Source organism: Paraburkholderia sp. CI2, assembly GCF_014201055.1.
Taxonomy (GTDB): domain Bacteria; phylum Pseudomonadota; class Gammaproteobacteria; order Burkholderiales; family Burkholderiaceae; genus Paraburkholderia; species Paraburkholderia tuberum.
Genome location: NZ_JACHDL010000005.1, coordinates 181137 through 206277, shown reverse-complemented (window position 1 = coordinate 206277; position 25141 = coordinate 181137). Strand labels below are relative to the sequence as shown.

General features: G+C 63.8%; 22 protein-coding genes and 1 pseudogene. 13 read left to right on the top strand and 10 right to left on the bottom strand.

Going from position 1 to position 25141, the window contains the following annotated elements:
* Nucleotides 1-23: 23 nt before the first annotated feature.
* From HDG32_RS09990 to HDG32_RS09975, 4 genes are read right to left on the bottom strand one after another with little or no spacing between them, the layout of a single operon-like run.
* The gene (locus HDG32_RS09990; RefSeq protein WP_090800543.1) at nt 24-1208 is read right to left on the bottom strand and encodes a Wadjet anti-phage system protein JetD domain-containing protein; all 1185 of its coding nucleotides are present in this window, start codon (nt 1206-1208) and stop codon (nt 24-26) included.
* A complete protein-coding gene (locus HDG32_RS09985; RefSeq protein WP_184066096.1) occupies nt 1205-4576 on the bottom strand; it encodes an ATP-binding protein in 3372 nt (1123 codons plus the stop codon). Before HDG32_RS09985 ends, HDG32_RS09990 begins: the two co-directional genes overlap by 4 nt.
* Nucleotides 4569-5225 carry a DUF4194 domain-containing protein gene (locus HDG32_RS09980; protein WP_090800540.1) on the bottom strand — a complete coding sequence of 219 codons (657 nt, stop codon included), beginning with the start codon at nt 5223-5225 and terminating at the stop codon, nt 4569-4571. The genes HDG32_RS09985 and HDG32_RS09980 overlap by 8 nt, the downstream gene beginning before the upstream one ends.
* Before the next feature lie 2 nt (nt 5226-5227).
* Nucleotides 5228-6688, bottom strand: a complete 1461-nt coding sequence (locus tag HDG32_RS09975) for a DUF3375 domain-containing protein (RefSeq protein WP_184066094.1) — start codon at nt 6686-6688, stop codon at nt 5228-5230.
* A gap of 236 nt (nt 6689-6924) precedes the next feature.
* Here HDG32_RS09975 and HDG32_RS09970 point away from each other — a divergent pair.
* Nucleotides 6925-7271, top strand: a pseudogene (locus tag HDG32_RS09970) (DUF2827 family protein); the annotation flags it as partial.
* Between the two features lie 95 nt (nt 7272-7366).
* On the opposite strand, the gene HDG32_RS09965 reads toward HDG32_RS09970, so the two are convergent.
* Together HDG32_RS09965 and HDG32_RS09960 are read right to left on the bottom strand one after the other, a co-directional pair.
* A complete protein-coding gene (locus HDG32_RS09965; RefSeq protein WP_184066092.1) occupies nt 7367-8347 on the bottom strand; it encodes an amidohydrolase family protein in 981 nt (326 codons plus the stop codon).
* Between the two features lie 51 nt (nt 8348-8398).
* Nucleotides 8399-9682 carry an MFS transporter gene (locus HDG32_RS09960; protein WP_184066091.1) on the bottom strand — a complete coding sequence of 428 codons (1284 nt, stop codon included), beginning with the start codon at nt 9680-9682 and terminating at the stop codon, nt 8399-8401.
* 125 nt (nt 9683-9807) lie between these two features.
* Between HDG32_RS09960 and HDG32_RS09955 the strand changes: the two genes are divergently transcribed.
* The 12 genes from HDG32_RS09955 (at nt 9808) to HDG32_RS09900 (ending at nt 20980) form a co-directional block, all read left to right on the top strand.
* The gene (locus tag HDG32_RS09955; protein WP_184066088.1) at nt 9808-10710 is read left to right on the top strand and encodes a LysR family transcriptional regulator; all 903 of its coding nucleotides are present in this window, start codon (nt 9808-9810) and stop codon (nt 10708-10710) included.
* Between the two features lie 120 nt (nt 10711-10830).
* Nucleotides 10831-11430: a 2'-5' RNA ligase family protein gene (locus tag HDG32_RS09950; RefSeq protein WP_184066086.1), complete on the top strand. Its 600-nt coding sequence runs from the start codon at nt 10831-10833 to the stop codon at nt 11428-11430.
* A gap of 507 nt (nt 11431-11937) precedes the next feature.
* Nucleotides 11938-12339 (top strand): DnaJ family domain-containing protein, encoded by a 402-nt coding sequence (locus tag HDG32_RS09945; protein WP_018417683.1) that lies wholly within the window; start codon nt 11938-11940, stop codon nt 12337-12339.
* The gene (tadA, locus tag HDG32_RS09940) at nt 12336-13064 is read left to right on the top strand and encodes a tRNA adenosine(34) deaminase TadA (protein WP_184066084.1); all 729 of its coding nucleotides are present in this window, start codon (nt 12336-12338) and stop codon (nt 13062-13064) included. The genes HDG32_RS09945 and tadA overlap by 4 nt, the downstream gene beginning before the upstream one ends.
* Nucleotides 13065-13090: 26 nt before the next feature.
* Entirely contained in the window at nt 13091-14017 is a 927-nt protein-coding gene (gene ldcA, locus HDG32_RS09935) for a muramoyltetrapeptide carboxypeptidase (RefSeq protein ID WP_184066083.1), read from the top strand.
* 319 nt (nt 14018-14336) lie between these two features.
* The gene (locus tag HDG32_RS09930; protein ID WP_184066082.1) at nt 14337-15080 is read left to right on the top strand and encodes a GntR family transcriptional regulator; all 744 of its coding nucleotides are present in this window, start codon (nt 14337-14339) and stop codon (nt 15078-15080) included.
* A gap of 337 nt (nt 15081-15417) precedes the next feature.
* Entirely contained in the window at nt 15418-16899 is a 1482-nt protein-coding gene (locus HDG32_RS09925; RefSeq protein WP_184066081.1) for an NCS1 family nucleobase:cation symporter-1, read from the top strand.
* A 48-nt stretch (nt 16900-16947) separates the two neighbouring features.
* A complete protein-coding gene (locus tag HDG32_RS09920; RefSeq protein WP_184066080.1) occupies nt 16948-17730 on the top strand; it encodes an aspartate/glutamate racemase family protein in 783 nt (260 codons plus the stop codon).
* 194 nt (nt 17731-17924) lie between these two features.
* Nucleotides 17925-18875, top strand: coding sequence for an allantoinase PuuE (gene puuE, locus HDG32_RS09915; protein WP_184022666.1), 951 nt, complete (start codon nt 17925-17927; stop codon nt 18873-18875).
* On the top strand, nt 18872-19393 hold the full coding sequence (gene uraD / locus HDG32_RS09910; protein ID WP_184066079.1) for a 2-oxo-4-hydroxy-4-carboxy-5-ureidoimidazoline decarboxylase: 522 nt from the start codon (nt 18872-18874) through the stop codon (nt 19391-19393). The genes puuE and uraD overlap by 4 nt, the downstream gene beginning before the upstream one ends.
* 67 nt (nt 19394-19460) lie before the next feature.
* A complete protein-coding gene (gene alc / locus HDG32_RS09905; RefSeq protein WP_184056821.1) occupies nt 19461-20471 on the top strand; it encodes an allantoicase in 1011 nt (336 codons plus the stop codon).
* A complete protein-coding gene (locus HDG32_RS09900; RefSeq protein ID WP_184066077.1) occupies nt 20468-20980 on the top strand; it encodes an ureidoglycolate lyase in 513 nt (170 codons plus the stop codon). Before alc ends, HDG32_RS09900 begins: the two co-directional genes overlap by 4 nt.
* Nucleotides 20981-21075: 95 nt before the next feature.
* On the opposite strand, the gene HDG32_RS09895 is transcribed toward HDG32_RS09900, so the two are convergent.
* The 4 genes from HDG32_RS09895 to uraH all read right to left on the bottom strand — a co-directional run bounded on the left by HDG32_RS09895 (nt 21076) and on the right by uraH (nt 24672).
* Entirely contained in the window at nt 21076-22422 is a 1347-nt protein-coding gene (locus tag HDG32_RS09895; protein ID WP_184066075.1) for a type II toxin-antitoxin system HipA family toxin, read from the bottom strand.
* Nucleotides 22419-22685: a helix-turn-helix transcriptional regulator gene (locus HDG32_RS09890; protein ID WP_184056811.1), complete on the bottom strand. Its 267-nt coding sequence runs from the start codon at nt 22683-22685 to the stop codon at nt 22419-22421. The genes HDG32_RS09895 and HDG32_RS09890 overlap by 4 nt, the downstream gene beginning before the upstream one ends.
* A 270-nt stretch (nt 22686-22955) precedes the next feature.
* Complete coding sequence (locus tag HDG32_RS09885) at nt 22956-24149, bottom strand: urate hydroxylase PuuD (protein ID WP_184066073.1); 1194 nt, start codon at nt 24147-24149, stop codon at nt 22956-22958.
* Between the two features lie 169 nt (nt 24150-24318).
* The gene (gene uraH, locus HDG32_RS09880; protein WP_018417696.1) at nt 24319-24672 is read right to left on the bottom strand and encodes a hydroxyisourate hydrolase; all 354 of its coding nucleotides are present in this window, start codon (nt 24670-24672) and stop codon (nt 24319-24321) included.
* Nucleotides 24673-25141: the final 469 nt, after the last annotated feature.

Below are 25141 nucleotides of genomic sequence, written 5' to 3'. Positions count from 1 at the left end.
CCTGGCGGTGAGATGGGGAAGTTCTAAGCGCAAGCCCGCTCTTCGAGCGCCGCCCTGACCCACCCGAATCCCACGCGCTCTTGCTCGAGCCGCAATCCATGGCGAATCCGGTTGTCGCGGAGGTCATCGAAGAGTTCCCGCTCTTTGGCAGTGAGCCGCGGCAGATCGCGCGTGACCTGATCGCCTTCTTCTCCCCAGAACGCTTCATGCGCCACCAGCGTCGCGCGATCCATCAAGAACGATCCAACATGCGGGAACCGGCTGCGCAATTGATCGAGAATGGCGAAGCCGTGCGTGTCGATGTCGCCCCAGTAGTGGAGCGCACAGTCCGTGAGCCATCGCGCCGGCTCGAGAGCTTCCCAACCGTAGCCCGCCCCGAAGAGCACGATCGACTGCGGAACGTCGGGAAACGCCAAAAAGTTTATCTCGTTTTCCGTGATGAACACGTGGCGGCATGGCAGTGTGAGGCGCGCGAAGCTGTCAGCGTCGAGTGCGATGTCGGGCCGGCCCATGCCGGGCAGAACGGCGAGCCTGTCATCGAGCGCGCGAAATCGAATCCGAGGCGGCTTCTCGCGGAACCCGTAGCGAGCAGCGAATTGGGCGGCGGCTGTCCGGCTGCTGTCGATTGACTCCGACGGCAGCACGAGATCGAGCCATTGGGCGAGGACGCCGCGCCGCGCCTCGATGAATTTCGTGTCGACGTTGGCGATTTCGGCTTGGCGAAGATATACGCCCGGCTGCGGATGTGCTTGCAGCCAATCGACGACTGCCAGCAGTCGTTCCCAATCGCCTGCGAATTCGAGTGCTTGCAACGGGCGCTGCGCAAGCCACGTGGTGAGCTTCGGCTGGCGTGAGCGGGTGATTTCGAGCAGCCGCTCGAACTGGGCTGCGTCGCGGCGCTTGCCGGCGACCGCGAGCGCATCGTCCAGACTGTCCACCCAAGCTGCTTGTGGCAAACGCTGCAGGCCGAGAATTCGATGATTGATTTCTCGCCATTCGATGCGTACGCGCGGTGTCGCGGCAATCTCCGCGATCCATGCGCGTACCGCGTCGAAGCGTTCGGCCAATTCGGACGAGCTCGGGCCTTTTATCGTCAGACGTAGCGGGAACAGCCCCTCGGTGCCGTCTACGAGGCTCCGCAGCCATTCGCCACGCTCCCATAGGCGCTGGAGGCGAACGCGCAGTTCGGCGGTCGTCGTCCAATTCATTGCTCGAACTCCGCCTTGCGCGCGCGGTACTCCTCGATCGACAGGTTGCGCAGCTTCGAGGCGCGTCCGCCCTCGTTCTGAACGAATCCGACGCTCGAAACGAACGGCTCGATGATGTGAATCTTCTGCAGCGGCGTGACGATCAGCAGTTGCAGGTTCAGTTTTTGAAACAATGTGAGACCGTATTGCGCCGATTCGTCGGAGCCTCGTCCAAACGCCTCGTCGATGACGACGAAGCGGAACGATCGAGAACGCACGGCGCCCCATTCGAGGCCGAACTGATAGGCGAGACTCGCGGCAAGGATCGTATAGGCGAGCTTTTCCTTCTGGCCGCCCGATTTACCGCCCGAGTCCGAATAGTGCTCGTATTCGCTGTCGTCCTCACGCCAACGCTCGCTGGCGGCGAACAGAAACCAGTTGCGCACGTCGGTCACTTTGGCGCGCCAGCGCCGGTCCTGCTCGGTCAACCCTTCGCGGCCGCGGAAGCGGTCAATGATCCGTTTGACTTGCAGGAACTTGGTCTCCGAGTATTGGCTATCGTCCGAGCCGGTGAGTTCGCCCTCGGTGCAAGCACGCAGGTCGCTCTGGAATTCGCGGATCTCCGCGTCGGGGCTGGACTGACTCTCGAGGACGATGTATCGGCCCGCGTTGTAGTCGATTTGTCGCAACGATTCGTTGATGCGTTCGATACGTTCCTTGATCGTTTGCCGTTCGCGGGCGAGCTGGGCGTGGAAGTTGGCGATCTCGTTGATCGTATTGACGTTGAGCAGCTCTTTGAAACGCGCTTCGAAGCGCGGCAGATCGTCCGCTTGCAGCCGCGCGAGCATGTCACGGTACTCTGAGGTCGCGTCGAGGCTCGCATCGAAGTCGGCCGTTTCGAGCTTGTAGGCATCCTTGAAGGCCGCCATGGCCTTGACGATTTTTTCGGCAAGGCGGCCGAGCGACTTCGTTTCGTTGTCGATACGGGTTGTCAACGCCTCTCGCACGTCCCGCTCGCGGTTGTCGCATGACTCGACGGAAAGCTGGTGTTCGCCGAGAATCTCCGCTCGCAGCGCCTCGATTCGCTCGGCAAGTTCGGCATTCACTTGCGCAACGAGCGCGTGCGTCTCGTCGCGCAACGTTTGCGCTGCCTCCCGCCTGGCCAGGATACCGCCCAGTTCCGAGTCGGTTTCCGAGATCGCCGCTTCACTCTCTGTCAACGACGCGTGCGCCGAGTCCAATTGGGCCGTTAGCTCCGCGAGGGCGTCGCTTGCCGCTTCGAGGCGGGCTTTTTCGTCTGCCAGACGTGCGATCGCGGTCGCGCAGCTTGCCCAGTCGATGTCGCGGAAGTCGACGAACTCGCCGATGCGCGCAAGCGCTTCGAGCTGCTCGCGCACCTTCGCGTGCTCGCTTTGAGCTTCTCCAAGCTTCTGTCCGATCTCGCCAAGCCGAACCTCGAGCGCTCGCCGTTGTGCTTCGAGGGCGGCAATTTTGGCCGTGTTGCTCCAACCCAGCACGTAGCGGCTGCGATCGTCAAGCGCGCGGCGGTCGTCTTTTTCGTGGCGCTCGCCAAGCGCTTTCGCCTGGCCCGCACGCGTGATCGCGCGCGTCTCGCGCCGAAACTGCTCCTGCGTATCGCAGCATGCATAGTCGAACCGGCGGCCGATTTCGCGCTCGAGCCAGCCATAGAACAGCGAATCGGGCTTGATCGCGAGCTTGTGCGCGAGCGAGTGGCGGTGTAGCTCGATGGCCTCGGCTGCACGCGCGGCGCGTTCAGAGCGCACGCGAAAGTAGACGAGCCGCCCCCGGAGATGAGTGCGATCGACCCACGCCGCGACGTTCGCATAGTGCTCGTCGGGCACGAGCAGCGACAGGCCGAAGTTGCGCAGGACGCGCTCGGCGGCGCCCTCCCAATCGCGCGCATCCTCTTGCACCTGAATGAGTTCGCCGGCGAACGGCAGGGCGTCTTCCTCCAGACCGAGCGCCGAGCATAGGCTCGCCCGCATCGCGACTTGTTCCTTCGGGATGTTGTTACGTCGAGCTTTCAGGCTCGCGATTTCGTCCTCTAGCAGATCACGCTGCGCTTTCCCTTCGCGAAAGGCCACGCTCCATTCGGTAATCGCATTTTGCTCTTGCGCTTCGTCGTCGACGAGCGAGCTGCGCCGCTCGGCCAGACGTTGGCGTTGGGAAGCGAATGCGGCCTCATCCGTGGCCTCGGTTTCGCCGAGCAGCGTAACGATGGTGGCATAGCGTTGCGCGCGTTCGCGGCGACGCGCGCTTTCTCGCTCGTGATGGCGGATTTCGACCTCGAGCTGCGCGATGCGATCGCCGCCTTGTTCGGCCACGGCGCGGCGCAAATCGTCCACGCGCTGGCGCGCCTGGTCGCGCGCTTCTTCGTGCCGCGCCTTGCGTGATATTGCACGCGCGTGATCCTCGTCGAGCAATTGGAGGCGGCGCTCGATGAGGCCGAGCTTGAGCCCGGCGAAGTAGGGTTTCAGTGCTTCACGGCACGCTCGCCAGCCTTCGAGAACGTGTCCTTGCTCGCTGTGGCGATCGCAGTCGTCGACGAGCGGTGTCAGCAGTTCCACCTGGCGCTTGGCTTTCAGTACCGCCTCGTGCGCGCGATTCAGATCGTCGAAGTGAGTGATCAGTGCGTCGACGCGCGGTGCAACGTCGAACGGCTCAAGCATGTGGCTGCGTACGAAGTCGGTGAGATTGCCCACCGATTTCATCGATACCGTTTGATGGAAGAGCTCGAGCGCTTGCTCGTTTTCGATTCCGAAGCGCCGCCGGAACCAGGCGCTGTATTTCGGAAATGTGTCCTCGATTTCGGCACCCAGCCCGCGCAGCTTTTTGCGCAGCTGTGCGATCTCGGTGCCGAAGCGCGAGAAGTCAGCGGCGATCGAGAGATCGCGTTCGGCACAGACGAAGAATCGCGCGGGTTGAGCCTGTGCGTCTTTCATCCAGAACACCTGCGCGAGTGTGACTGTGGCATCGTACCCGGCGTTACGAAACACGCCCAAAATCACCGAATAGCTGTTATGGTCGCGCAGGCTCACGGGCTTGGCCGTCCCCGTGACCTCGTTGCGCTCCGACTTGTAGTAGCCAAGCACATACGAGCGTAACGTACGTTCCTTGCTGTCCGCGCCTGCCGCCTTGTTGTAGGCGATGCGCTGCGCGGGCACGAGGAGGGTGGTGATGGCGTCGACGAGCGTCGACTTGCCGGAGCCGATGTCTCCTGTCAGCAGGCCGTTGCGGCCATCGACCCGCAGCACCCAGACTCGTTGGTCGAAGGTTCCCCAATTGAAAACCTCGAGTCGCTCGAGGCGAAAGCCCGTCAGGGCGTCGTCGACGGCAAAATCGAGGCCGAGCGTACGCGGCTCATTCATCGCGACTCTCCTGTTGGTCAGAAACCGTCGAATCTTGAAGGTGGTGCGCCCGATAGCTCGCGAGCCGCGCGTCGAAATCGAGCAGCCATTGCGCATCGACGAACGCCTTAAGAATGCGCCGCACCTCGAATGTGGGCGGTCCGCTCGTGGTCTTCATCCGGCGTAGGAAGCCGAGCTCGACGATCTTGTTCACGTGTGTATCGATCTGATCGACCAGGCGCGCCTCGTTGGTGCTCGCGGGAAGGAATACGCGTACGAGCTCGACGATGTCCTCGCGCGCAAGGACGAGCCGCGTGTCGCCGCCGCCAGCATCCCATTCCGCCAGCTTCTTTCGCAGCAGCGCGAGCAGCAGGCTCACGGGGAACGAGAGTGGACGCCGGGCAACGAGCCGGGGTAGCTTAGCCTGTTCCCCATCGACTTCAGCGTCATGCGCGGCGCGGCTTTTTACGAAGGCGTAGCCTTCCGCCTCGTCCACGACGAGCTCGAGGCCAAGCACGGCGACGTAGTCGCGCGCGTGCGTCTGCAATTCGAGCAGTGCGGCCCAGAGGCGCTCGTTTCCATCACGATAAACCACGCCCTTGAGCAGCGCGATGGCAACTGTCGACAAATCACCTCGACCAGGCGACGAGGCTTGCTGTTCTTCCGTCATCTCTACCTTGTGAAAATCACACGCGGCATCGTCGTGCGCTTAATGATTGGTGTTCCGTTGGCGTCGTTCGCCTGCCACTCGATCGTATCGGAAATGGCCTCATCGACGGTCGCGCGAAATGATCCAGCTTCGGCGCTCAGTTGCAAATAGGCGACGAGCTCGGCGAGCCCATGCTCGAGAGGCTGCGAAGCGGTCAGTTCGGCAAGCGTCACTTGCGGCCGATCTTGCAGGCATCGACGGATATGGCCTGCGAGGCGCGCGCGATCGACGACGATCTGCGTGTAGAGTGCCGAGGCATCGAGGTTCGCCTCACCGGTTTCGATTGAGACGTTGGCAATGAGAGGGCGCAGCGCCGGCGCGTAAAGCGGGCGTTCCATCGGCAGCTCGATGTCAGTGGATGCGGTCTCGATCTCCATGACGGAGCCTGGTGGGGGCGCTTCGCGCAGCGCAAGCGCTTTCGTTTCGATACCGCGCAGAATGTCCATGATGCGGCGGTTTTCGAGCCACGCTTGATCGTCGAGGAAGCGTCGAAGCTGCTGCGAGAGCTGAGCTACCGTGCGCTGCGTATGCTCGCCGGCTTCCAGCCAGTCATGGTGGACGCGCCGCGTGCGCGCGTCGGGCCTCATTTCCATGACCGCCGGCAGCGCCAGCACGCGCTCGAGCCGTTTCGAGAGTTCCTCTTGACGGCGGCTCGACATCAGGAAGTCCCAAAACGCCCGGAAGCTGCTGCCCTGGTCCGAATCGGCGATCGCGTCGCGCTCGCCCATGATTTCCTCGATGAGCGCACCCTTCGATCCTTCCCAGAGCGCGATTCGCTCGCGCACATGTCGGTCCAGCAGCCGAAAGTTTTGTTCGACTTCACGGAAATCCGTGAGCAGGTCGCGCGCCATCTGCATGAATTGCTGAAAGCGGTCCTTGAGCGCGGCATCGTCGAGCAGCCGAACGTCACCGGCCTCCACGCGGGCGATTTCTTCGTCGATCTGGCCGCGCCGCGTGTGGAGCTCGGCAAGACGCTTTTCGGGGTCCGCCTCGCTGCCTTCGCCCATCTGCCGCAGCAGCTCGAAAAGTGTCAAGAGCCTCGATTCCGTGCCGACAAAGCTGCGTTCCGTCAGCGTGCCGAGCCACGCGATCGCTTTCTCCGTGGCGGGTGTCAGGTCGAACTGCGGTTCATCGGATCCTTGGCGATAGTACTTGCGCAACCATCCCTTTTCAGGGCTGGCCCAGTCGTTCAGATACTCGAGCGCCGGCTTCGGGAAGGCGTCATCGCCGAGTTGTTCGCGCAACGCGTAAAGCTCATCTTCGAGTGCTTCGGCAAGAAGCGGAGCCGCCACCACGCGCACGTTTGGCGCGACGAACACGCGGTGCAGGAAGCTGACAGCGAGCGGCGCGTGGTCGGAGCGTAACAGGCGCCAAGCGGGATGGCGCGTGCGCAGCGCATCGAGGGTAGGGTAGTCGAGGGGCATCGGTGCGAGATGACGGGTTCGGCACCCCTGAGGAGATCGCCGAACTTTGGCTCAAAAGGCCAGTATCCTACTCCGACTGTCATCCCAATTTTGCAAGGATCCGCTCTGGAATGAGTCTCACCGTGTTTCTGGCGGTGTACGTGGGCGCCCGCGCAGGGGTTCGCTCACGGTATCGACGACGGTATCGAATCGGCTTCAGATGCTCGGTCTTGCTGGCTTTTTTAACGGAGCGGGTTCTCGGACGACACGAAACGCCCGTGTTTCTGGCTCAGAACACGGACATCGTGATTTCGCATCAACTGAAAAACCGCTCAATTACTTCTACCTGGAAGTGCGCTGGCAGGGCTATCCGCTGGTGCACAACGCGCATCTGTGCGCGGACCTCGGTTACTACTATCGGGACAACGACGTTGAAGAGGGGGCGCGTAGGGCTATCGAAGCGACAGATTGCCACGACGCGCATACGTCGTGGTATTGCGAGAAGCAGCGCACGGAGATCGCCCGCTACCTGCCGGATAACCGTCAGCTGGTCGCCACCTACGCGGCGCTGCTCGACGATCTGATCGCGCGAGCGCCGCGGTAGTCGTCGCGCGCGGCGCAAGGGCGAGGTGTCGTTGCGAGAACATAATTGCCAGCGTATCCCGGCGCATCAGGTCCTCGCTGCCGCCGCGACTCGCGTCAGAACCCGAAGACCCGCAGCGCGTTGTTGCCGCGGATCGCGTCGCATTGCTCCTTCGGCAGACGCGCGGTGTTGGCGAACGCGCCGCGAATGTCGTACACCTGATGCGGCCAGTCGGTCCCGAACATCACGCGATCCGCGCCGACCACCGAGACGAGAAATTCGAACGACGCCGGGCTATACGTGATGCAGTCGTAGTAGATATGGCGCAGATAATCGATCGGCTTGCGCTTCATCTTGCGACGTTGCGGGATCTCGACCTCGTTGCCTTTCTCGAAGCGGCCCGCCAGATAAGGCAACGCACCGCCCGCATGTGACGCGATGAGCTTCAGATCCGGATACTGATCGAAGAAGCCTTCGAAGATCATGCGCGTGATGGCGAGCGTCGTGTCGAACATGAAACCGACCGCCCAGCTCAGATCGAACTTCGTCATGTCCATCAGATCGACGCCGGGCGGATCGGTCGGATGCACGAGCACCGGCAACGCGCGACGGTCGATCTCGGCCCAGATCGGCGCAAACATCGGATCGGTGAGGCTGCGTCCCGCGATGTTCGCGAGCACCATCACGCCGCTCGCGCCGTTCTCGCAGGTGCGGCGCAGTTCTTCGAGCGCCGCTTCCGGATATTCCCACGGCAGCGACGTGAACCAGCGGATGCGGCCGGGATATTTGGCCTGTGCTTCGGCGATCGTGTCGTTCGATTCGCGCGCGGCGAGGCAACTGGTTGCCTGATCGCCCCAGTACACGTTCGGGCAGGTCAGCGACACGACCGAAATATCGATGCCCGATTCATCCATCTGGCGGATCCGCATGTCGAAATCGAAGTGGCCTTTTTGCGGAATCACGACCGGCGTGTTGCCGCGAAACACTTCCTGCTGACCGTCGGGGCGCGTCTGAATGTTGTACGCACCGCCGCGCTGCCGCAGCAGTTCGAGCCATTTGTGCGTGAAGATGTGCGTATGAACGTCAATGACAGGCATGCGGGATCTCCCGGAGAAAGTGCGGGTGAGAGGAAAACGGGGATGAGCGGGCTACTGGGTGGCGAACTCGTTCACCGGCGCGGCGCGGCGTTTCAGCATGAACGCGCCGACCAGGCCGAGCGCGAAGAACAGCGCGCAGAAATGCGCCGGCATCATGTTGTTGCCAGTCACGTGCAGCAGCCACGTCAGCACCATCGGCGAGAAGCCGCCGAAAACGGCCGCGCCGATGTTGTACGAGATCGCGAGGCCGGTCGAGCGGACTTCGGTCGGGAACAGGCCGGCGAGCGCGGTCGGAATCGGCGCGTTCGACGCGCTGATCAGCAGCGCGAAGCCGAGTTCGACGGACATGATCGACGCGAACGACGGCGCGTTGACGATCCAGTAGTAAGCGGGGTATAGCACGACGAGAAACAGTGCGAGCGCGACGCGAATCATGCGTTCGCCGCCGATGCGATCCGCGAGATGACCGAATAGAGGAATCGTCACCACGCGCAGCAGCACGCTCGCGAGCAGCACGGAAAACGGCAGCGTCACCGGCATATGCAGGTTCTGCACCGCGTAAATCGGCAGATACGTGATGATCACGTAGGCCATCACGTTGAGCGCGGCCGACAGCGCGGTCGCGACGAACAACTCGCGTGGATAGTGCATCACGACGCGCGAGAACGGCACCTTCACACGCGCGCCGAGCTTCTGGAACGCCTCGGTTTCGGGCAGGTTGCGGCGGATATAGAAGCCGACCGGGCCGATCAGCAGACCAAGCAGGAACGGAATGCGCCATGCCCACGACTCGAGCGCCTCATGCGTGAACAGATGCGTGAGCGCGCTGCCCATCGCGACCGCGAGCAACGCGCCCAGGGCCTGCGCGAACATCTGCCAGCTGCCATACAGATTGCGGCGCGCTGTCGGTGCATATTCGATCAACATCGCGGTCGCGGTGCCGAATTCGCCGCCGGCCGAAATGCCCTGCAACAGACGCGCGCACAGCACGATCGCCGGCGCGATCAGGCCGATCTGCTGGAAGCCGGGGGTGAGCGCGATCATCGCGGCGGCCACCGTCATCATCGCGATGACGAGCGTGAGGCCTGCCTTGCGGCCTCTGCGGTCCGCGTACATGCCCAGCAGAATCCCGCCGAGCGGCCGCACGACGAAGCCCGCGCCGAACGTCGCCGTGGTGAGCATCAGCGCGGCGTACTCGCTGTGGCTGGGGAAGAACTGCTTCGCGATGATGATCGACAGAAACCCGAACACGACGAAGTCGTACCACTCGAGCACATTGCCGAGCGTCGACGCCATTGCGCCGATCAAGCGTTTGCGCGAATCGATTGCTGTCACGACTGTCTCCTGTCGTTTTTTGAACGGCTGCGCGCTGCGTAGGAGAGCAATGTAGGGTGCTGTCCGAATGAAAACAATCGAACAAAATCAATGGTCCCATAAAGTAACTTTATGATTGCGCTTCCATGACCCCAACCATCAAACAGTTGCGCGCATTCGCGCTCGTCTGCCGTTTCGGCGTGCTGACGCGCGCGGCCGACGAGATGTTCATCACCCAGCCCGCGGTCAGCGTATTGATCCGGCAAATGGAGGAGGCGCTCGGCCTGCGGCTGTTCGACCGCACGTCGCGCTCGTTGCGGCCGACCGCGGCCGCGCATGAAATCCTGCCGACCGTCGAGCGGATGCTGCGTGATCTCGAGTCGATCCAGTCGAGCGTGAAGGAGCTGGCCGGGCGCGAGCGCGGTCGGCTGCGCTTCGCGGCGACGCCGTCGATCGCGGCGGCGATCGTGCCGAAACTGCTCGCCGAATATCGCGCGCTGTACCCGAATATCGAGGTCTCAGTCGACGACGCCGCGCCCGATCGCCTGACCGCGTCGACGCTGACGGGCGACGTCGAGTTCGGCATCGGCACGATCAGCGAGCGCCCCGAGGGCATCACGCTGCAATGCCTCGCGCGCGACAACTTGTGCGCGATCTGCCGCAAGGATTCGGCACTCGCGAAAAAGCGGCGTGTGAGCTGGAAGGATGCGCTGCAGTATCCGTGGCTCGGCATCAAGTCGACGAGCGGCATCCGCAAGTTGATCGACGAAACGTTGTTCACGCTCGGCATGCGCAAGGCGGTCGAGTACGAAGTGTCCTATATGACGACCGGGCTTTCGATGGTGCAGGCCGGTCTCGGCATCGCGATTTTTCCGGGCATTCTGCTCGGGTCGTTTCCACATCGCGATCTGGTCGCGCGCAGGCTCGAAGCGCCGCTCGTCACACGCGACGTGAATCTGATCCGACGCGCCGAGCATTCGCTGTCGCCGGCGGCCGAGTCGTTTATCGAGCTTTGGTACAAACGCATCGGCAAGCCGGCCGATCTGTAGCGCGTCGCAGTTGCACACGGCCTGTCATACTGTATGAATATACAGTATCATCGCTGCAATGGGCCGCTTGTGCGGCGGTGTGCGGATCGACGGAAAGAATCAGCGAAGGAACGAGGCGCGATGGCTGAACAACTGTGGTTGCCCGGGCTCGAGGCGCCGCCCCCGCCCACCGACGGGCTCTTTTTCGCGGTCTATCCCGATGCCAATACCGCGGCCGGTATCGCTAAGTTCGCGCAGCAGCTTTGTGTGGAGGCACGCGTGCGCAGCGGCGTGCGCGGCAAACCGCTCGCGGCGAACCGCTTGCACGTCACGCTCAGGCATCTCGGCAATTTCGCGGGCGGCTTGCCGGCGGATGTGCTCGAGGCGGCGAAACGGGCGGCCGCGGCGGTCAGCATGGCGCCGTTTACGGTCGAATTCGACGCGGTCGCCAGCTTCGCGAAAAGGCCGCGGCTCGGGCCGGCGGTGCTGGTGGGCGAGCACGGTGTGCACGGACTGCAGGCGCTTCACGATGCGCTCGAAGCGGGCTTGCGCGACGACGGCATCGAGCCCGACGCACGTTTTACGCCGCACGTGACGCTGGCGTACGGGATGCAGTGGATCGAGCGCCATATGGCCGAGGCGGCGTGCTGGAATGTGCGCGAGTTTGCGCTGATGCACAGCCTGCTGGGACGGACCAGACATATCGTCCTCGCACGTTGGCCGTTGGTTGGGCCGAGCTGAGGGAGGGGCGTAGGCCACCTCGGTAACGAATTCGCGGCTGTTTCGCGAGGCGCCGGCTAGAACCGCACGCTCGTCCCGCAGCCCCCGGCATAGGCGCCGCCGCTCGCCGCGGCGCCACCGCAAAAAACGCCGCAGCCGGAAAGCAGCGCGGCCGCGGTAATCGCCGCCAGCGCGCTACGCACGCCGATCGGCCGAGACGCTTGCTGGCCCCCTCGCACTGGCTGCGCGGCGCAGATCGGATGCGGTTCCGCGACGGGAAGAGCACTGGGACGGCCGATCGGTTTGAATGGCATGGCGGCGTCAAATTCGACGAGAGGGAACCTGTGCGTGCCGCGCCGGTTAAGCGCCGCGCGCGTTGTGCGACTTGATGACTTACTCTAAGTCCACGCTGAAGCACCGTCAAATGCGGGGTTACCGGCAAATCGGCGCCTTTATGCCGTCAAGTGAGCACGGAGCGCCCGTGCGCTCCCTGATAGAATGCTCGGGCCGCAACGTTGTGGATTGCAGATGAAATTGCTTGATGCGCTTGTCGAACAGCGTATTGCCGCCGCCGCCGCGCGCGGAGAGTTCGACGACTTGCCGGGTGCGGGCGCGCCGCTGGCCCTCGACGACGATGCGTTGGTGCCGGAAGAGGTGCGCGTCGCCAACCGGATTCTGAAAAATGCGGGCTTCGTGCCGCCCGCCGTCGAGCAGCTTCGCGCGTTGCGCGATCTGCAAACGGAGCTGAATGCCGTGAGCGATCAGCCGACCCGTTGCCGTCTCCAGGCGCGCATGCTCGCGCTCGATATGGCGCTCGAATCGCTGCGCGGCGGCCCGATGGTCCTGCCGCGCGAATATTGCCGCCGCATCGCGGAGCGTCTCTCTGAGCGCGTGGGCAATGTCGATGTAGCCGCCGCGGGTTCGCAGTGAACGAGCCGCTCCCGTGTGCCGCCTCGATCGGCTCTTCTGCGCAAGCCGAGGCCGCTGAGAAATCCGTTGGCGCCTGCATCGGCGCGGTCTTCGCACCGGCGGCTGATCACCCGATGGCCGCTGCCGCCATCCCTCCCGGAAATTCCGACGCTCCCATCATCTCCGAACGCGACCTGCGCTTCATGGCGCTCGCTCAGGCCGCCGCCGAAGAAGCGCGCGCAGCCGGCGAAGTACCGGTCGGCGCGGTGCTCGTGCGCGGCGACGAAGTCATCGCCACGGGCTTCAATCATCCGATCGGCGCGCATGACCCGTCCGCGCACGCCGAAATGGTCGCGCTGCGCGCAGCCGCGCAGTCGCTCCAAAACTACCGTCTGCCGGGTTGCGAACTCTATGTGACGCTCGAGCCTTGCCTGATGTGCGCCGGCGCGATCATGCACGCGCGCATCGCCCGTGTCGTGTTCGGCGCGCGCGATCCAAAAACCGGCGCGTGCGGCAGCGTGGTCGATGCGTTCGCGAATCCTCAGCTGAACCATCACACGACGGTCAGCGGCGGCGTCCTCGAAGCCGAATGCGGTGCCGCGCTCAGGTCGTTTTTTGCCGAGCGGCGTCGGACGAGTCGCGCAGCCCGCGCGGCGGCGCGCGGCGAAACGGCTGAAGCGGCCGAAGCGGCCGTGGACACCGCCACATCCTCCAGCAGCGAACCGCCCCCAACCACGCCGCTCTAAAACAACAACGCCCAACGGGTCTCGCCATGACCGCATCTCGCACCATCGAACTGATTGCGCCATCCGGCTATCCGCATGATCCGGAGGTGCTGCATCGCGCGCTGCATCGGCTGCGTGCGCAGGGGCATCGAGTCGACGGCGAGGGGGCCGCGAAGCGCCGCTACCAGCGCTTCGCGGGCACCGACGGCGAGCGCGCGGCCGATCTGAACCGGCTCGCCGATCCATCGCGTGAGCTGCCCGATGTCGTGTTGGCCGTGCGCGGCGGCTACGGCGCGGTGCGGATTCTGCACGGTCTCGACTACGAAGGGCTGCAGCGGCGGCTCGCCGATCAGCCGATAGCGCTGGTCGGTCACAGCGACTTCACCGCGATCCAACTGGCGCTGCTCGCGCGCGCCGGCTTGAAGACCTTCGGCGGCCCGATGCTGATGAGTGATTTCGGCGCCGAGCAGCTCAGCGAATTCACGATGCGGCATTTCTGGTCGGCGTTGACGCAGCCGACCATCACGGTCGCGAGCGACACGCCGCAAGCGCAGAGCGTCGACGTAACGGGCACGCTGTGGGGCGGCAATCTGGCGGTGGTGGCGTCGCTTGTCGGCACGCCGTACATGCCGCCGGTGCAGGGCGGCATCCTGTTCGTCGAGGACGTCAACGAGCAGCCGTTCCGCATCGAGCGGATGATCTATCAACTGCATCTGGCCGGCATCCTCGCGCAGCAGAAGGCGCTCGTGCTCGGTGATTTCTCGGGCGGCAAGCTGTACGACTACGACAACGGCTACGACCTGCACGCGATGATCGAGCAAGTGCGCTCGCTGATCGGCATTCCTGTCGTGACGGGGCTGCAGTTCGGGCACGTTCATAACATGGTGACGCTGCCGGTCGGCGCGGCCGCGCATCTGGTCGCCAATGCGCATGGCTTCAGGCTGACGGCGTCGGGCTATCCGAGCATTGGCTGAAGCCGTCGTGGGCGGGGCGGAGGCGGGCGGATCGCCCGCTCTTTTTGCGTCAGTAACGCAACTAACTGTCAGCATTTCCACACTCACCACCTCCCACACCCATCGCCAATGTTGGCAGTTTTTGTTGACAAAAACTGGCTGCCAGTACTCGTCTTGGCATCGTCAAAACCGGGTAAGATTCCCGCCATACAGCCGCGCAGCTTGGGTCACAGGGCTTATGCTGACGCAACGCAGCACAAAAACTGTCGAAAATCGACACAAAAATTGTTGACAATATTTGTGTCCGTCCTATGATGACCAACATACCGAGACGCCAATCATGTCCGACACCGAATCCGTCGCGAACAGTTCGAAGCCCGAAGCAATCGCCGAGCGCATCCGCGCGGCGATCCTCGAGCACCGGCTGGCACCCGGCGCGAAACTCACCGAAGCTCAGCTATGCGAAGTATTCGGTGTGAAGCGCGGTCCCATCCGCCAGGCGCTGTCGCAGCTGGCGAGTGAGCGCCTCGTCGATCTCGAGCCGAATCGTGGCGCGTTCGTCGCGAGTCCGTCGTTGCAGGAGGTGCACGAGGTGTTCGAAATGCGCCGCATCATCGAGCTGGCCGTCGTCGAAAAGATCTGTAGCGGACACGGCATGCGGCGTCTGAAGAACATCGGCGGCATGATCGGCCGGGAACGCAAGGCATTCGAAACGCGGGATTTTCCGGCATGGATCCGCTTGTCGGGCGAGTTTCATACGGAGCTCGCGAACCTGACCGGCAACTCAGTGCTGTGCGATTGCCTGAACGGGCTGGTCGCGCGTTCCACGCTGATTTCCGCGCTGTACGAATCGCTCGGACGCAGCCCGTGCTCGTTCGAGGACCACGAAGCGATTCTCGCCGCGCTCGACGCCGGCGATGCGAAGCAGGCGGCCGCGCTGATGTCGCGCCATCTGCAAAGCGTCGAGTTGAAGATGCTGGATCGCCCCGCGCGCGGGGCAGCGGATCTGCATGAAGTATTCGGCGCGCTTGCGTCGAAAGAAGCATCCACCTGGACAGCCGAAGCCGACTCCACCCCAGGCTGAGGCAAGCAGCAGGCGAGCGCCCGTTCGTGGTGCGCGCCGCACTGAATTGAACTGAACCGATAGATGCACGGCCAGGCGGCCTCGCGTGAGCGCCGCCGGCCTGAACACGCACGTCCGTCGCGAGACGACGGAGCTCGGGTAGCGACGCATCGCCGGAAAGCCGCGGCGGCTGGCGATGCGACAACCACAAGTACGTCAGTACGGAGACACGCGCGGCACGGTCCGGAACCACGACGCCGACTTCTTCGACCCACGCGGGACGAGAAGCGAGCAACTGGCATGGCCGATGCAATGTCCGTCGATGCTCTTTCGACGGTCCCTATCCAAAGGAGGAATCATGGCTCAGTTCAGTGCAGCGCCAGGCAGTCACCCCATCTCCAACTATCCGGACGGCACGGCTCAAACCGAGCCGTCGATGCCGGCCGGCTACAGCGAGCGGCTCTACAACGAGGACCTCGCGCCGCTGCGCGCGCAGAACTGGAGCGCGTACAACATCTTCGCGTTCTGGATGTCGGACGTGCATAGCGTGGGTGGCTATGTATTCGCGGGGAGTCTGTTCGCGCTCGGCCTGACGAGCTGGCAGGTGCTGGTGTCGCTGCTGATCGGCATCACGCTCGTGAACGTGCTGTGCAACCTGATCGCAAAGCCGAGCCAGCTGAACGGCGTGCCGTATCCGGTCGCGTGCCGCGCGACCTTCGGCGTGCTCGGCGCGAATGTCCCCGCAGTGATCCGCGGCCTGATCGCGGTCGCGTGGTACGGCATCCAGACCTATCTCGCGTCGAGCGCGCTCGTGATCGTCGTGCTGAAGTTCGTGCCGCAACTGCTGCCGTACGCGGACGTGCATCGGCATGGCCTGCTCGGTCTGTCGACGCTCGGTTGGGCGGGCTTCATGCTGCTGTGGGTACTGCAGGCGCTGGTGTTCTGGCACGGCATGGAGACCATCAAGAAGTTCATCGACTTCGCCGGGCCAGCCGTCTACGTCGTGATGTTCATTCTCGCCGGCTACATGGTGTATCGCGCGGGTTGGCGCAACATCGGCATCAACCTCGGCGGCGTCAAATATCACGGCATGGAAGTGGTACCGGTGATGATCACGGCGATCTCGCTGGTGGTGTCGTACTTCTCCGGACCGATGCTGAATTTCGGTGACTTCTCGCGCTATGGCAGGAGCTTTCGCAGCGTCAAGCGCGGCAACTTCTGGGGCCTGCCGGTCAACTTCCTCGCGTTCTCGCTCGTCACGGTGATCACGACCGCGGCCACGCTGCCGGTGTTCGGCGAACTGATTACGGACCCGGTCGAGACCGTGGGCCGCATCGACTATCCGATGGCCGTGATTCTCGGCGCGCTGACCTTCACGATCGCGACGATCGGCATCAACATCGTCGCGAACTTCGTGTCGCCGGCCTTCGACTTCTCGAACGTTGCACCGCGTCTGATCAGCTGGCGCGCGGGCGGCATGCTCGCGGCGGTCGCGTCGGTGTTCATCACGCCGTGGAACCTGTTCAACAATCCGGCCGTAATCCACTACACGCTCGACGTGCTCGGCAGCTTCATCGGACCTTTGTACGGCGTCCTGATCGTCGACTTCTACCTCGTCAAGCGTCAGAAGATCGTGCTCGACGATCTGTACACGGTCGCGCCGAGCGGCTCGTACTGGTATCGCAACGGCGTCAACTATCGCGCGGTGGCCGCGTTGCTGCCGGCCGCGCTGATCGCGGTGATCTGCGTGATGGTGCCGGGGCTCGACGGCTGCGCGAATTTCTCATGGTTCATCGGCGCGGGACTCGGCGCGCTGTTTTACCGGATGCTCGCACGCTGAGTTTCACGGGCTTTCGCCGCTGCAATAACGAGTCGAACAGGAGTCGCCATGCGTATCAAACTGATCAATCCGAACACGACGCGCCGCATGACCGAGGCGATGGGGCGCTGCGCGCGCGACGTCGCCGCGCCCGGCACCGACGTGATCGCCGTCAATCCGACGATGGGGCCGCCGTCGATCGAGGGCTATTACGACGAAGCGCTCGCCACGCCCGGTCTGCTCGCCGAAGTCGCGGCCGGCGAACTGGACGGCTGCGACGGCTACGTGATCGCGTGCTTCGGCGACCCCGGTCTCTATGCGGCCCGCGAGTTGGCGCGCGGCCCGGTGATCGGCATCGCCGAGGCGGCGATGCACGCGGCGAGCGTGCTCGCGCCGGGCTTTTCGGTCGTGACGACGCTCGCGCGCACCTGCGGCATGGCCTGGCATCTGGCCGAGCGCTACGGCATGAAGCGCTTCTGCCGCAACGTGCGTGCGACCGACGTCGCCGTGCTCGATCTCGACAAGCCGGGCTCGTCGGCGCGCCGCATCATCCTCGACGAATGCCGGCGCGCGCTCGCCGAGGACGGCTCGGACGCGATCGTGCTCGGCTGCGCGGGCATGGCCGAACTGTGCGCGGAGATCGAGGATGCGCTCGGCGCGCCGGTGATCGAAGGCGTGACGGCGGCCGTCAAATGGACCGAGGCGCTGGTGACGCTGCGTCTCGCGACGGCCAAGCGCGGCGACTACGCGCGGCCGCTCGCGAAGCGCTACGACGGCGCGCTCGCGTCGTTCAGCCCCGGTCCGCTGCGGGTAAACGCCGAGTCGGCGGACTCGCACATACACTCGCTGTAACACGCACTATCTGCCCGGCTGTATGGGCGCACCGGGGTGTTTTCGCTACACTGGGTCAACTCGGCGCTGCGGTTTCCGCAGCCGCTGAAGCCGCCCGTTGCGTGGCTACACGTGTGAACCCCGCACCGATGTCGAGGGGTTTCGAACCGCGTTCACGCGCATTCCTGGTCCCGTCACTACGCATCCGTCAAACCATGCCACTCGACCCGAACTACCCGCGCGATCTGATCGGCTACGGCCGCCACCCGGTGCATCCGAACTGGCCGGGGCGAGCGCGCGTTGCGGTGCAATTCGTCCTCAATTACGAAGAGGGCGGCGAAAACTGCGTGCTGCACGGCGATCCCGCTTCCGAGCAGTTCCTGTCGGAGATCGTGGGCGCGGCGGCATATCCGGCGCGGCATATGAGCATGGAGTCGATCTACGAATACGGCTCGCGCGCGGGCGTGTGGCGCATCCTGCGCGAATTCGAAAGGCGCGACCTGCCGCTGACGGTGTTCGGCGTCGGCATGGCGATCGAACGGCATCCGGAAGTTGCGCGGGCGTTCGTCGAACTCGGACATGAGATCGCGTGCCACGGCTATCGCTGGATTCACTATCAGGACATGTCGCCGGAGCAGGAAGCGCAGCACATGCGCCTCGGCATGGAGGCGATCGAGCGCGTGACCGGCGTGCGGCCGCTCGGCTGGTACACCGGCCGCGACAGTCCGAATACCCATCGGCTGGTCGCCGAATACGGCGGCTTCCTGTACGACTCCGATTACTACGGCGACGACCTGCCGTTCTGGATGGACGTCGAGGTGGCGGGCGGCAAGACCGTGCCGCAACTGATCGTGCCGTACACGCTCGACACCAACGACATGCGCTTCGCCACCCCGCAAGGCTTCAACACCGCGGACCACTTCTTCACCTACCTGCGCGACGCATTCGACGTGCTGTACGAAGAGGGCGACGAAGTGCCGAAGATGCTGTCGATCGGCATGCACTGCCGGCTGCTCGGGCGGCCGGGGCGTTTTCGGGCGCTGCAGCGCTTTCTCGATCACATCGAACAGCACGATCGCGTATGGGTGTCGCGGCGCGTCGATATCGCGCGACACTGGCACGAAACTCATCCTTACCAGCAAGACAGCCGCGAGGCCGCGGCATGAAGGCGATGCAATACACCCTGGACCAACTCAACAGGATCTCGACCGACGCGTTCGTCGCGGCGCTGTCGGGCGTCTTCGAGCACTCGCCGTGGGTCGCCGAAGTCGCGGCGCGAGAGCGTCCGTTCGCGAGCATCGACGAGCTGCATCGCAGGATGTCGCAGATCGTCGAAACGTCTGGCGAGGGCGAGCAGCTCGCGCTGATCAACGCGCACCCGGAGCTGGCCGGCAAGGCCGCGGTGCGCGGCGAGCTGACCGCCGAGTCGACGCGCGAGCAAAGCGGCGCGGGTCTCGCGCAATGCACGCAGGAAGAGTTCGACAAGCTGCATGCGCTCAATCAAGCGTATCGCGAGAAATTCGGTTTTCCGTTCATTCTCGCGGTGCGCGGCTACGACCGCCACGGCATCATCGCGAACTTCGAATCGCGCATGAACAACAGCCGCGCCGACGAACTGCGCGCGAGCCTCGATCAGATCTATCGCATTGCACGTTTGCGGCTCGACGACCTGATCGGCGCGTGACGCGCACTGCGTCACGCAGCGAGCCGTAACGTTTTTCCCGCACCAATCGATCTCAAGGACGACAAAGATGGCACTTCCGATTCTCGACCCCAACGCGCCGGAATTCACGCGCCGTTACGTGAACCTGGCGGACCCGCGTCTGGGCGCGCAGGCGCTCGAGGCCAGCGACGAATTCTTCGCGCCGAAGGACCGCATGCTGAATCCGGAACCGGCCGTCTTCATTCCGGGCAAGTACGACGACAACGGCAAGTGGATGGACGGCTGGGAAACGCGCCGCAAGCGCACGACCGGCTACGACTGGTGCATCGTCAAGCTCGCGCGGCCCGGCGTGATCAAGGGACTCGACCTCGACACGAGCCACTTCACCGGCAACTTCCCGCCGGCGGCGTCGGTGGAAGCGGCGCGCGTTGCGGATGGCGAGCCGAATCAGGCGACGCAATGGACCGAGATCGTGCCGTCGACCACGTTGCAGGGCAATAGCCACCACTACCTCGAAGTCGGCGACGCGAGCGCGTACACGCATCTGCGCGTGAACATCTATCCGGACGGCGGCATCGCGCGTCTGCGTGTTTACGGTCAGCCGCAGGTCGACTGGGCCGGCGCGAGCCGCACCGAGCAGTTCGATCTCGCCGCGATGGAAAACGGCGCGTATCTGGTCGGCGCGAACAACCAGCACTTCGGCGCGGCCTCGACGCTGCTGATGCCGGGTCGCGGCGTGAATATGGGCGACGGCTGGGAAACGCGTCGTCGTCGCGAGCCGGGCAACGACTGGGCGATCATTGCGCTCGCGCAGCCGGGCGTGATCCGCAAGATCGAAGTCGACACCGCGCACTTCAAGGGCAATTATCCCGATCGCTGCTCGATCCAGGCCGCGTACGTGAAGGGCGGGACCGACAGCTCGCTCGTCACGCAGGCGATGTTCTGGCCGGTGCTGCTCGGCGAACAGAAACTGCAGATGGACAAGCAGCATTTCTTCGAGAGCGAGATCGCGGCGCTCGGTCCCGTTACGCATGTGCGCTTCAACATCTATCCGGACGGCGGCGTGTCGCGTCTGCGTCTGTGGGGTACGCTCGAATGAAAACGCTCGCCATCGAACCGCTGACGAAAGCGGCGTTCGCCGCATTCGGCGACGTGATCGAACTCGAAGGCGCGAAGCAGATTCCGATCAACCTCGGCACGACGATCCGCTATCACGACCTCGCGAAGGTCGACGTGACCGACGAGCACGGCCGCACGCTCGTCAATCTGTTTCGTGGCCAGCCGCGCACGCTGCCGTTCGAAGTGAAGATGCTCGAGCGTCATCCGCTCGGCAGCCAGGCGTTCGTGCCGCTCAACGACAAGCCGTATCTGGTCGTCGTCGCGCCCGCGGGCGAACTCGACACGAAGAAGATCCGCGCGTTCGTCACCACTGGCTGGCAGGGCGTCAACTACGCGAAAGGCGTGTGGCACCATCCGCTGATCGCATTGGGCGAGACGAGCGACTTTATCGTCGTCGATCGTGGCGGCGAGGGGCTCAATCTGAACGAGCAGGATCTGGCGGAGTCGCTGTGGCTCACGGAAGATGCGCTGAGCGCGGTGGCGGTTTGATGGCGATGCAGCTGCCGGGTCGCCGGCAGCGTTGTGGTTCGAAGAACAGGCCCGCGACGTGCGTTACGTCGTGGGCTTTTTTGCATGGATGGCGATCACTTGCGCCTGCCAAGCAGCGGCGAATGCCCAATGACTTCCCTTGACCGTTCGGGCGGCTCCGGCGCCGAAAATCCCGCTGCTTCGATGGCCGGTTTGAGTCCCCTGAATTGCAGGCTTTTCTTCGGCGAGCGCAGCGATGTCATGCCGTCGTCCCATGCATGCAGCATCTGCTTGGCGACCGCACGCCACTGCGGTTCGTTGCGCGCTGCTTCGATCAACTCGTGGCCGACGTCGACAGCGGAGTCGCACAGCGCTTCAACCATCTGCGCATATTGCCGCGGGGCGATGCCCATGCGCGTGTTGAAAAATCGTTCCAGCGTTTTACCGGCTGCCCAGGTTTTGCGGCCGTCAACAGGCAGCCCGGGCGGATTGGCTGCGAAGCGCGGATAAGCCTGGGTCGTCACGACATCGTAGACGGGCGTGAACGCGACATCGTCGACCGAGGTATAGAACAGTGCGACGTTCTTGGTGTGGCAGTCCGCATTGCGCACGACGTAGTTCGTCAGCAAATGCCAGCCGAGCTGCTGGAGTTGCATCCGCATGGTGTCGCGATCGAGCAGATACGCTCTTGCCGCGTTGAGCATTTTCTCGCTCGTCGAATTGTATTTTTCGTGCGGCGGCAAGCCGAGCAGACCGCACAAGTCTTCGACGCCATACGCCGGCAGTCCCTGCGCGTCGACATCGAAGCGCTCGACGACGAGCACCCTGCCATCGTCCGACATCCGCGTGCGCGCAACGTGCGCCACCCCCAGCCGCTCCAGCACCCGCATCGAATGGAACTCGTTGAAACCGAGAAAGGGCGTGTTGTCGTCCGAACCTTTGACGATGTGACGGCTCGTTCGAATCGTCGGCTTACCGAGCTGCAACGGTGTCGATGCGGCAGACTGCGCCTGCGGCGCGATGAACTTCGGCACGACGCCCGAAATGGCCGCTCGCGCGTATTCACGTACGAGTTGCGCGAAATGTTCGGCGGTGTTGTCGCCGTGCAGGATGTGCTGGACGTCGAGCGCCTGGAGTTCGGTGCCCGGCGCCACGCCTTCGGGCGTCACGGTGACCCGGCCGATCCCCATCGAGCCCACGACGGCGAGCAGTGACAGGTCGGTTCCGTCGAGCAAGGGCCCGAATTGCTCGCGGATCAGATTCAGCAGATAGCCTTCGGGCAGGTTCTGCCGGAAAAACGGATGCAGGTCGCGTGGCCAGCGCCAAGGCTCTTCGCGCACCGGCATCGTCAGGCTGACGAAGTCGGCCGCGCTCGCATCGCCGTTATATTTGAGGACATAGTCGTCGCGCTCGCGAAACAGCGTGGCAACCTTCTTGCCTAGCACCTGAACGTCGAGCTTCATGGCTGCGCGTCCGGGTTGCGCTGTTCAGCGAGGATGTCTTCCAGCGTGCGGCCATGTCCATGCGCGACGAACTTGAGGTCGTAACCGGCAGCCTCGAGCAGGCGCACGAGCACGGACACGCTCATATCGTTCCTGGCGAGCGTTTCCATCCGCGCGACGGTCGTGCGGGCCACGCCCGCGCGGCGTCCAAGTTCTTCCTGCGATAGTTTGCTGTCCCGTCGCACGGCTTTCAGCATGTCCGAGACATCGGCGAGGTTGGTCATTTGTAGCCTCAGGGCGTCAAATTCAACGTATTTGACGTTTATTGTAGCCCAAGAGACACAACAAGGTTATTCGCATTTGTGTCTCTTGGGCTACATTTTATGTATCTTTGGCGATTTTTGTAGCCCAAGGGCGACAAACTCCGATTATCGATCTCGCTGACCGCGCACGTCACCTTCCCAAACAACAACGGGCTTGCCGCTCTCGCGACAAGCCCGCTTCGCACTCCAGCCTCTGCCTCGGCACCGGCTCCGTGATCCGGACAGACGTCCTTACTTCGCCGCGCCGCCTTCGAACCACGCGGCGATCTTCATCCGCTCGTCGTCGGTCATATGCGTGACGTTGCCGAGCGGCATCGCCTTCAACGTGACCGCCTGCTGGTAAATGCGCTGCGCGTTCTGCGAAATTTCGTCGGGCGTATCCATCAGCACGCCGGCGGGCGCGCTGCCCATCATCGTCGGATGCGCGGAGTGGCAGGCCACGCAGCGCTGCTGCAGCACCGGCGCGATGTCGGCGACCTTCAGCGTCGGCGCGTTGGCGGCCTGCGCCTGCGGCACCACCGGACGCGGCATGGTCCACACGAGTGCCGTGCACATCAGCGCGACGCCGACGAGCGGCAGATACCACAACACCTGGCCGCGATGGCGCATCACGAAGAACTGACGGATCAGCGCGCCGGCCAGCATGATGACGACGAGCACCGCCCAGTTGTACGGATGCGTGTAGGTCATCGCGTAGTGGTTCGACAGCATCGCGAACACGACCGGCAGCGTGAAATACGTGTTGTGCACCGAGCGCTGCTTGCCGCGCTTACCGTAGATCGGGTTCGGCGTGTCGCCCTTCAGCATCGCGTCGACCATCTTGCGCTGGCCCGGAATGATCACGAAGAACACGTTGGCCGACATGATCGTCGCGAGCATCGCGCCCACGATCAGATACGCTGCGCGGCCCGCGAAGATATGGCAGGCGAGATACGCCGCGATCAGCACATAAACGCCGACGCAGATGCCGAGAAGTTTGTCGCGTGTGCCGAGAATGCGGCACAGCGAGTCGTAGACGATCCAGCCGGCCGCGAGGAAACCGATCGCCGAGGCGACGGCGACCACCGGCCCCATGTCGAGCACGTTCCTGTCGATCAGGTAGGTGCTCGGCGAGAACAGATACAGCACGGTAAAGAGACCGAAGCCCGACAGCCACGTCGTGTACGACGGCCATTTCGACCAGTGCAGGTCTTCGGGCATTTCGGGCGGCGCGACCGTGTACTTCTGCATGTTGTAGAAGCCGCCGCCGTGCACGTGCCACAGCTCGCCGAACACGCCGCGACGGCGCTGGTTCGGATCGGTCGGCGGCTTCAGGCTATTGTCGAGCGCGACGAAATAAAACGATTCGCCGATCCATGCAATGGCGGCGATGACGTGGAACCAGCGAATCGCGAGGTTCAACCAGTCGGTGATAAAGCCTTCCATGAAACTCCTCCACTTCTGATTCGTTGCGTGCGCGATGACGTTCGACGTCGTCGGTCATCGCGCCGACTGCGGATAGAAGACGCAGCGCGGGTTGTTATGGGTATCGCGGGGCGTTGTGCCTGTCCAGGTCTGTTCGTGCCGGTTCGGACGCGGCTCGTATCCAGCAGGGCTAGCTGCCCCGATACGTGCTGTACGAAAACGGCGACACCAGCAGCGGCACGTGATAGTGCGCGTCGGCATCGGCGACGCCGAAGCGCAGCACGACGCGATCGACGAAGCGTGGTTCCGGCACCTTCGTGCCGAGCGACGCGAAGTAGTCGCCCGCGCCGAACACGAGTTCGTACTCGCCCGCGACGAGCGCGTCGCCTTCGAGCAGCGGCTCGTCGCAGCGGCCGTCGTGATTGGTGACAGTGGTTTTGAGCGCGCGGCGCGTGTCGCCCGCGAGCGCGAAGAGTTCGACCTTGATGCCTGCGCCGGGACGGCCGTTCGCGGTGTCGAGCACGTGGGTAGTGAGCTTGCCCATTCGCAATTGTCCTTGTGTGAATGCGAGGTGTCGGCGGCGGCCCGATCCATTACGTTTGCGGCGGATCGAGGCTCCACGTCGGTGGCTACATACCCGTCGGCGAATCGAAGCGAGCGCCGTGGCAGCCATTGTAGAAAGGATGCTCTGTCCCGAGCGCGAGCGATAGGAAAGATAATAGTTCGCGCATGATGGACAGCCAGACGAAAGCCGCGCCGGCTCATCGGCCGATCGTACCGGCGCCAAAAATGCACCACTATATTGGCGGTGTGAAGTTGGGTATCGCAACCGCGCGGGTTGTCAGCGGGATTTTGGCTACCGAAGGTAAGCGCTGTGCGGCGCGACACACCCGTACAAAGGCAGGCCTTTGGCACGGACAACCCCGAAGACGGCGACTCACGCTGGGTAACCGGGCCAATGGCGTTCAACGGAACGCGACGGCACGGTGGCGTGCCGCCGCATCGCGTTCGAA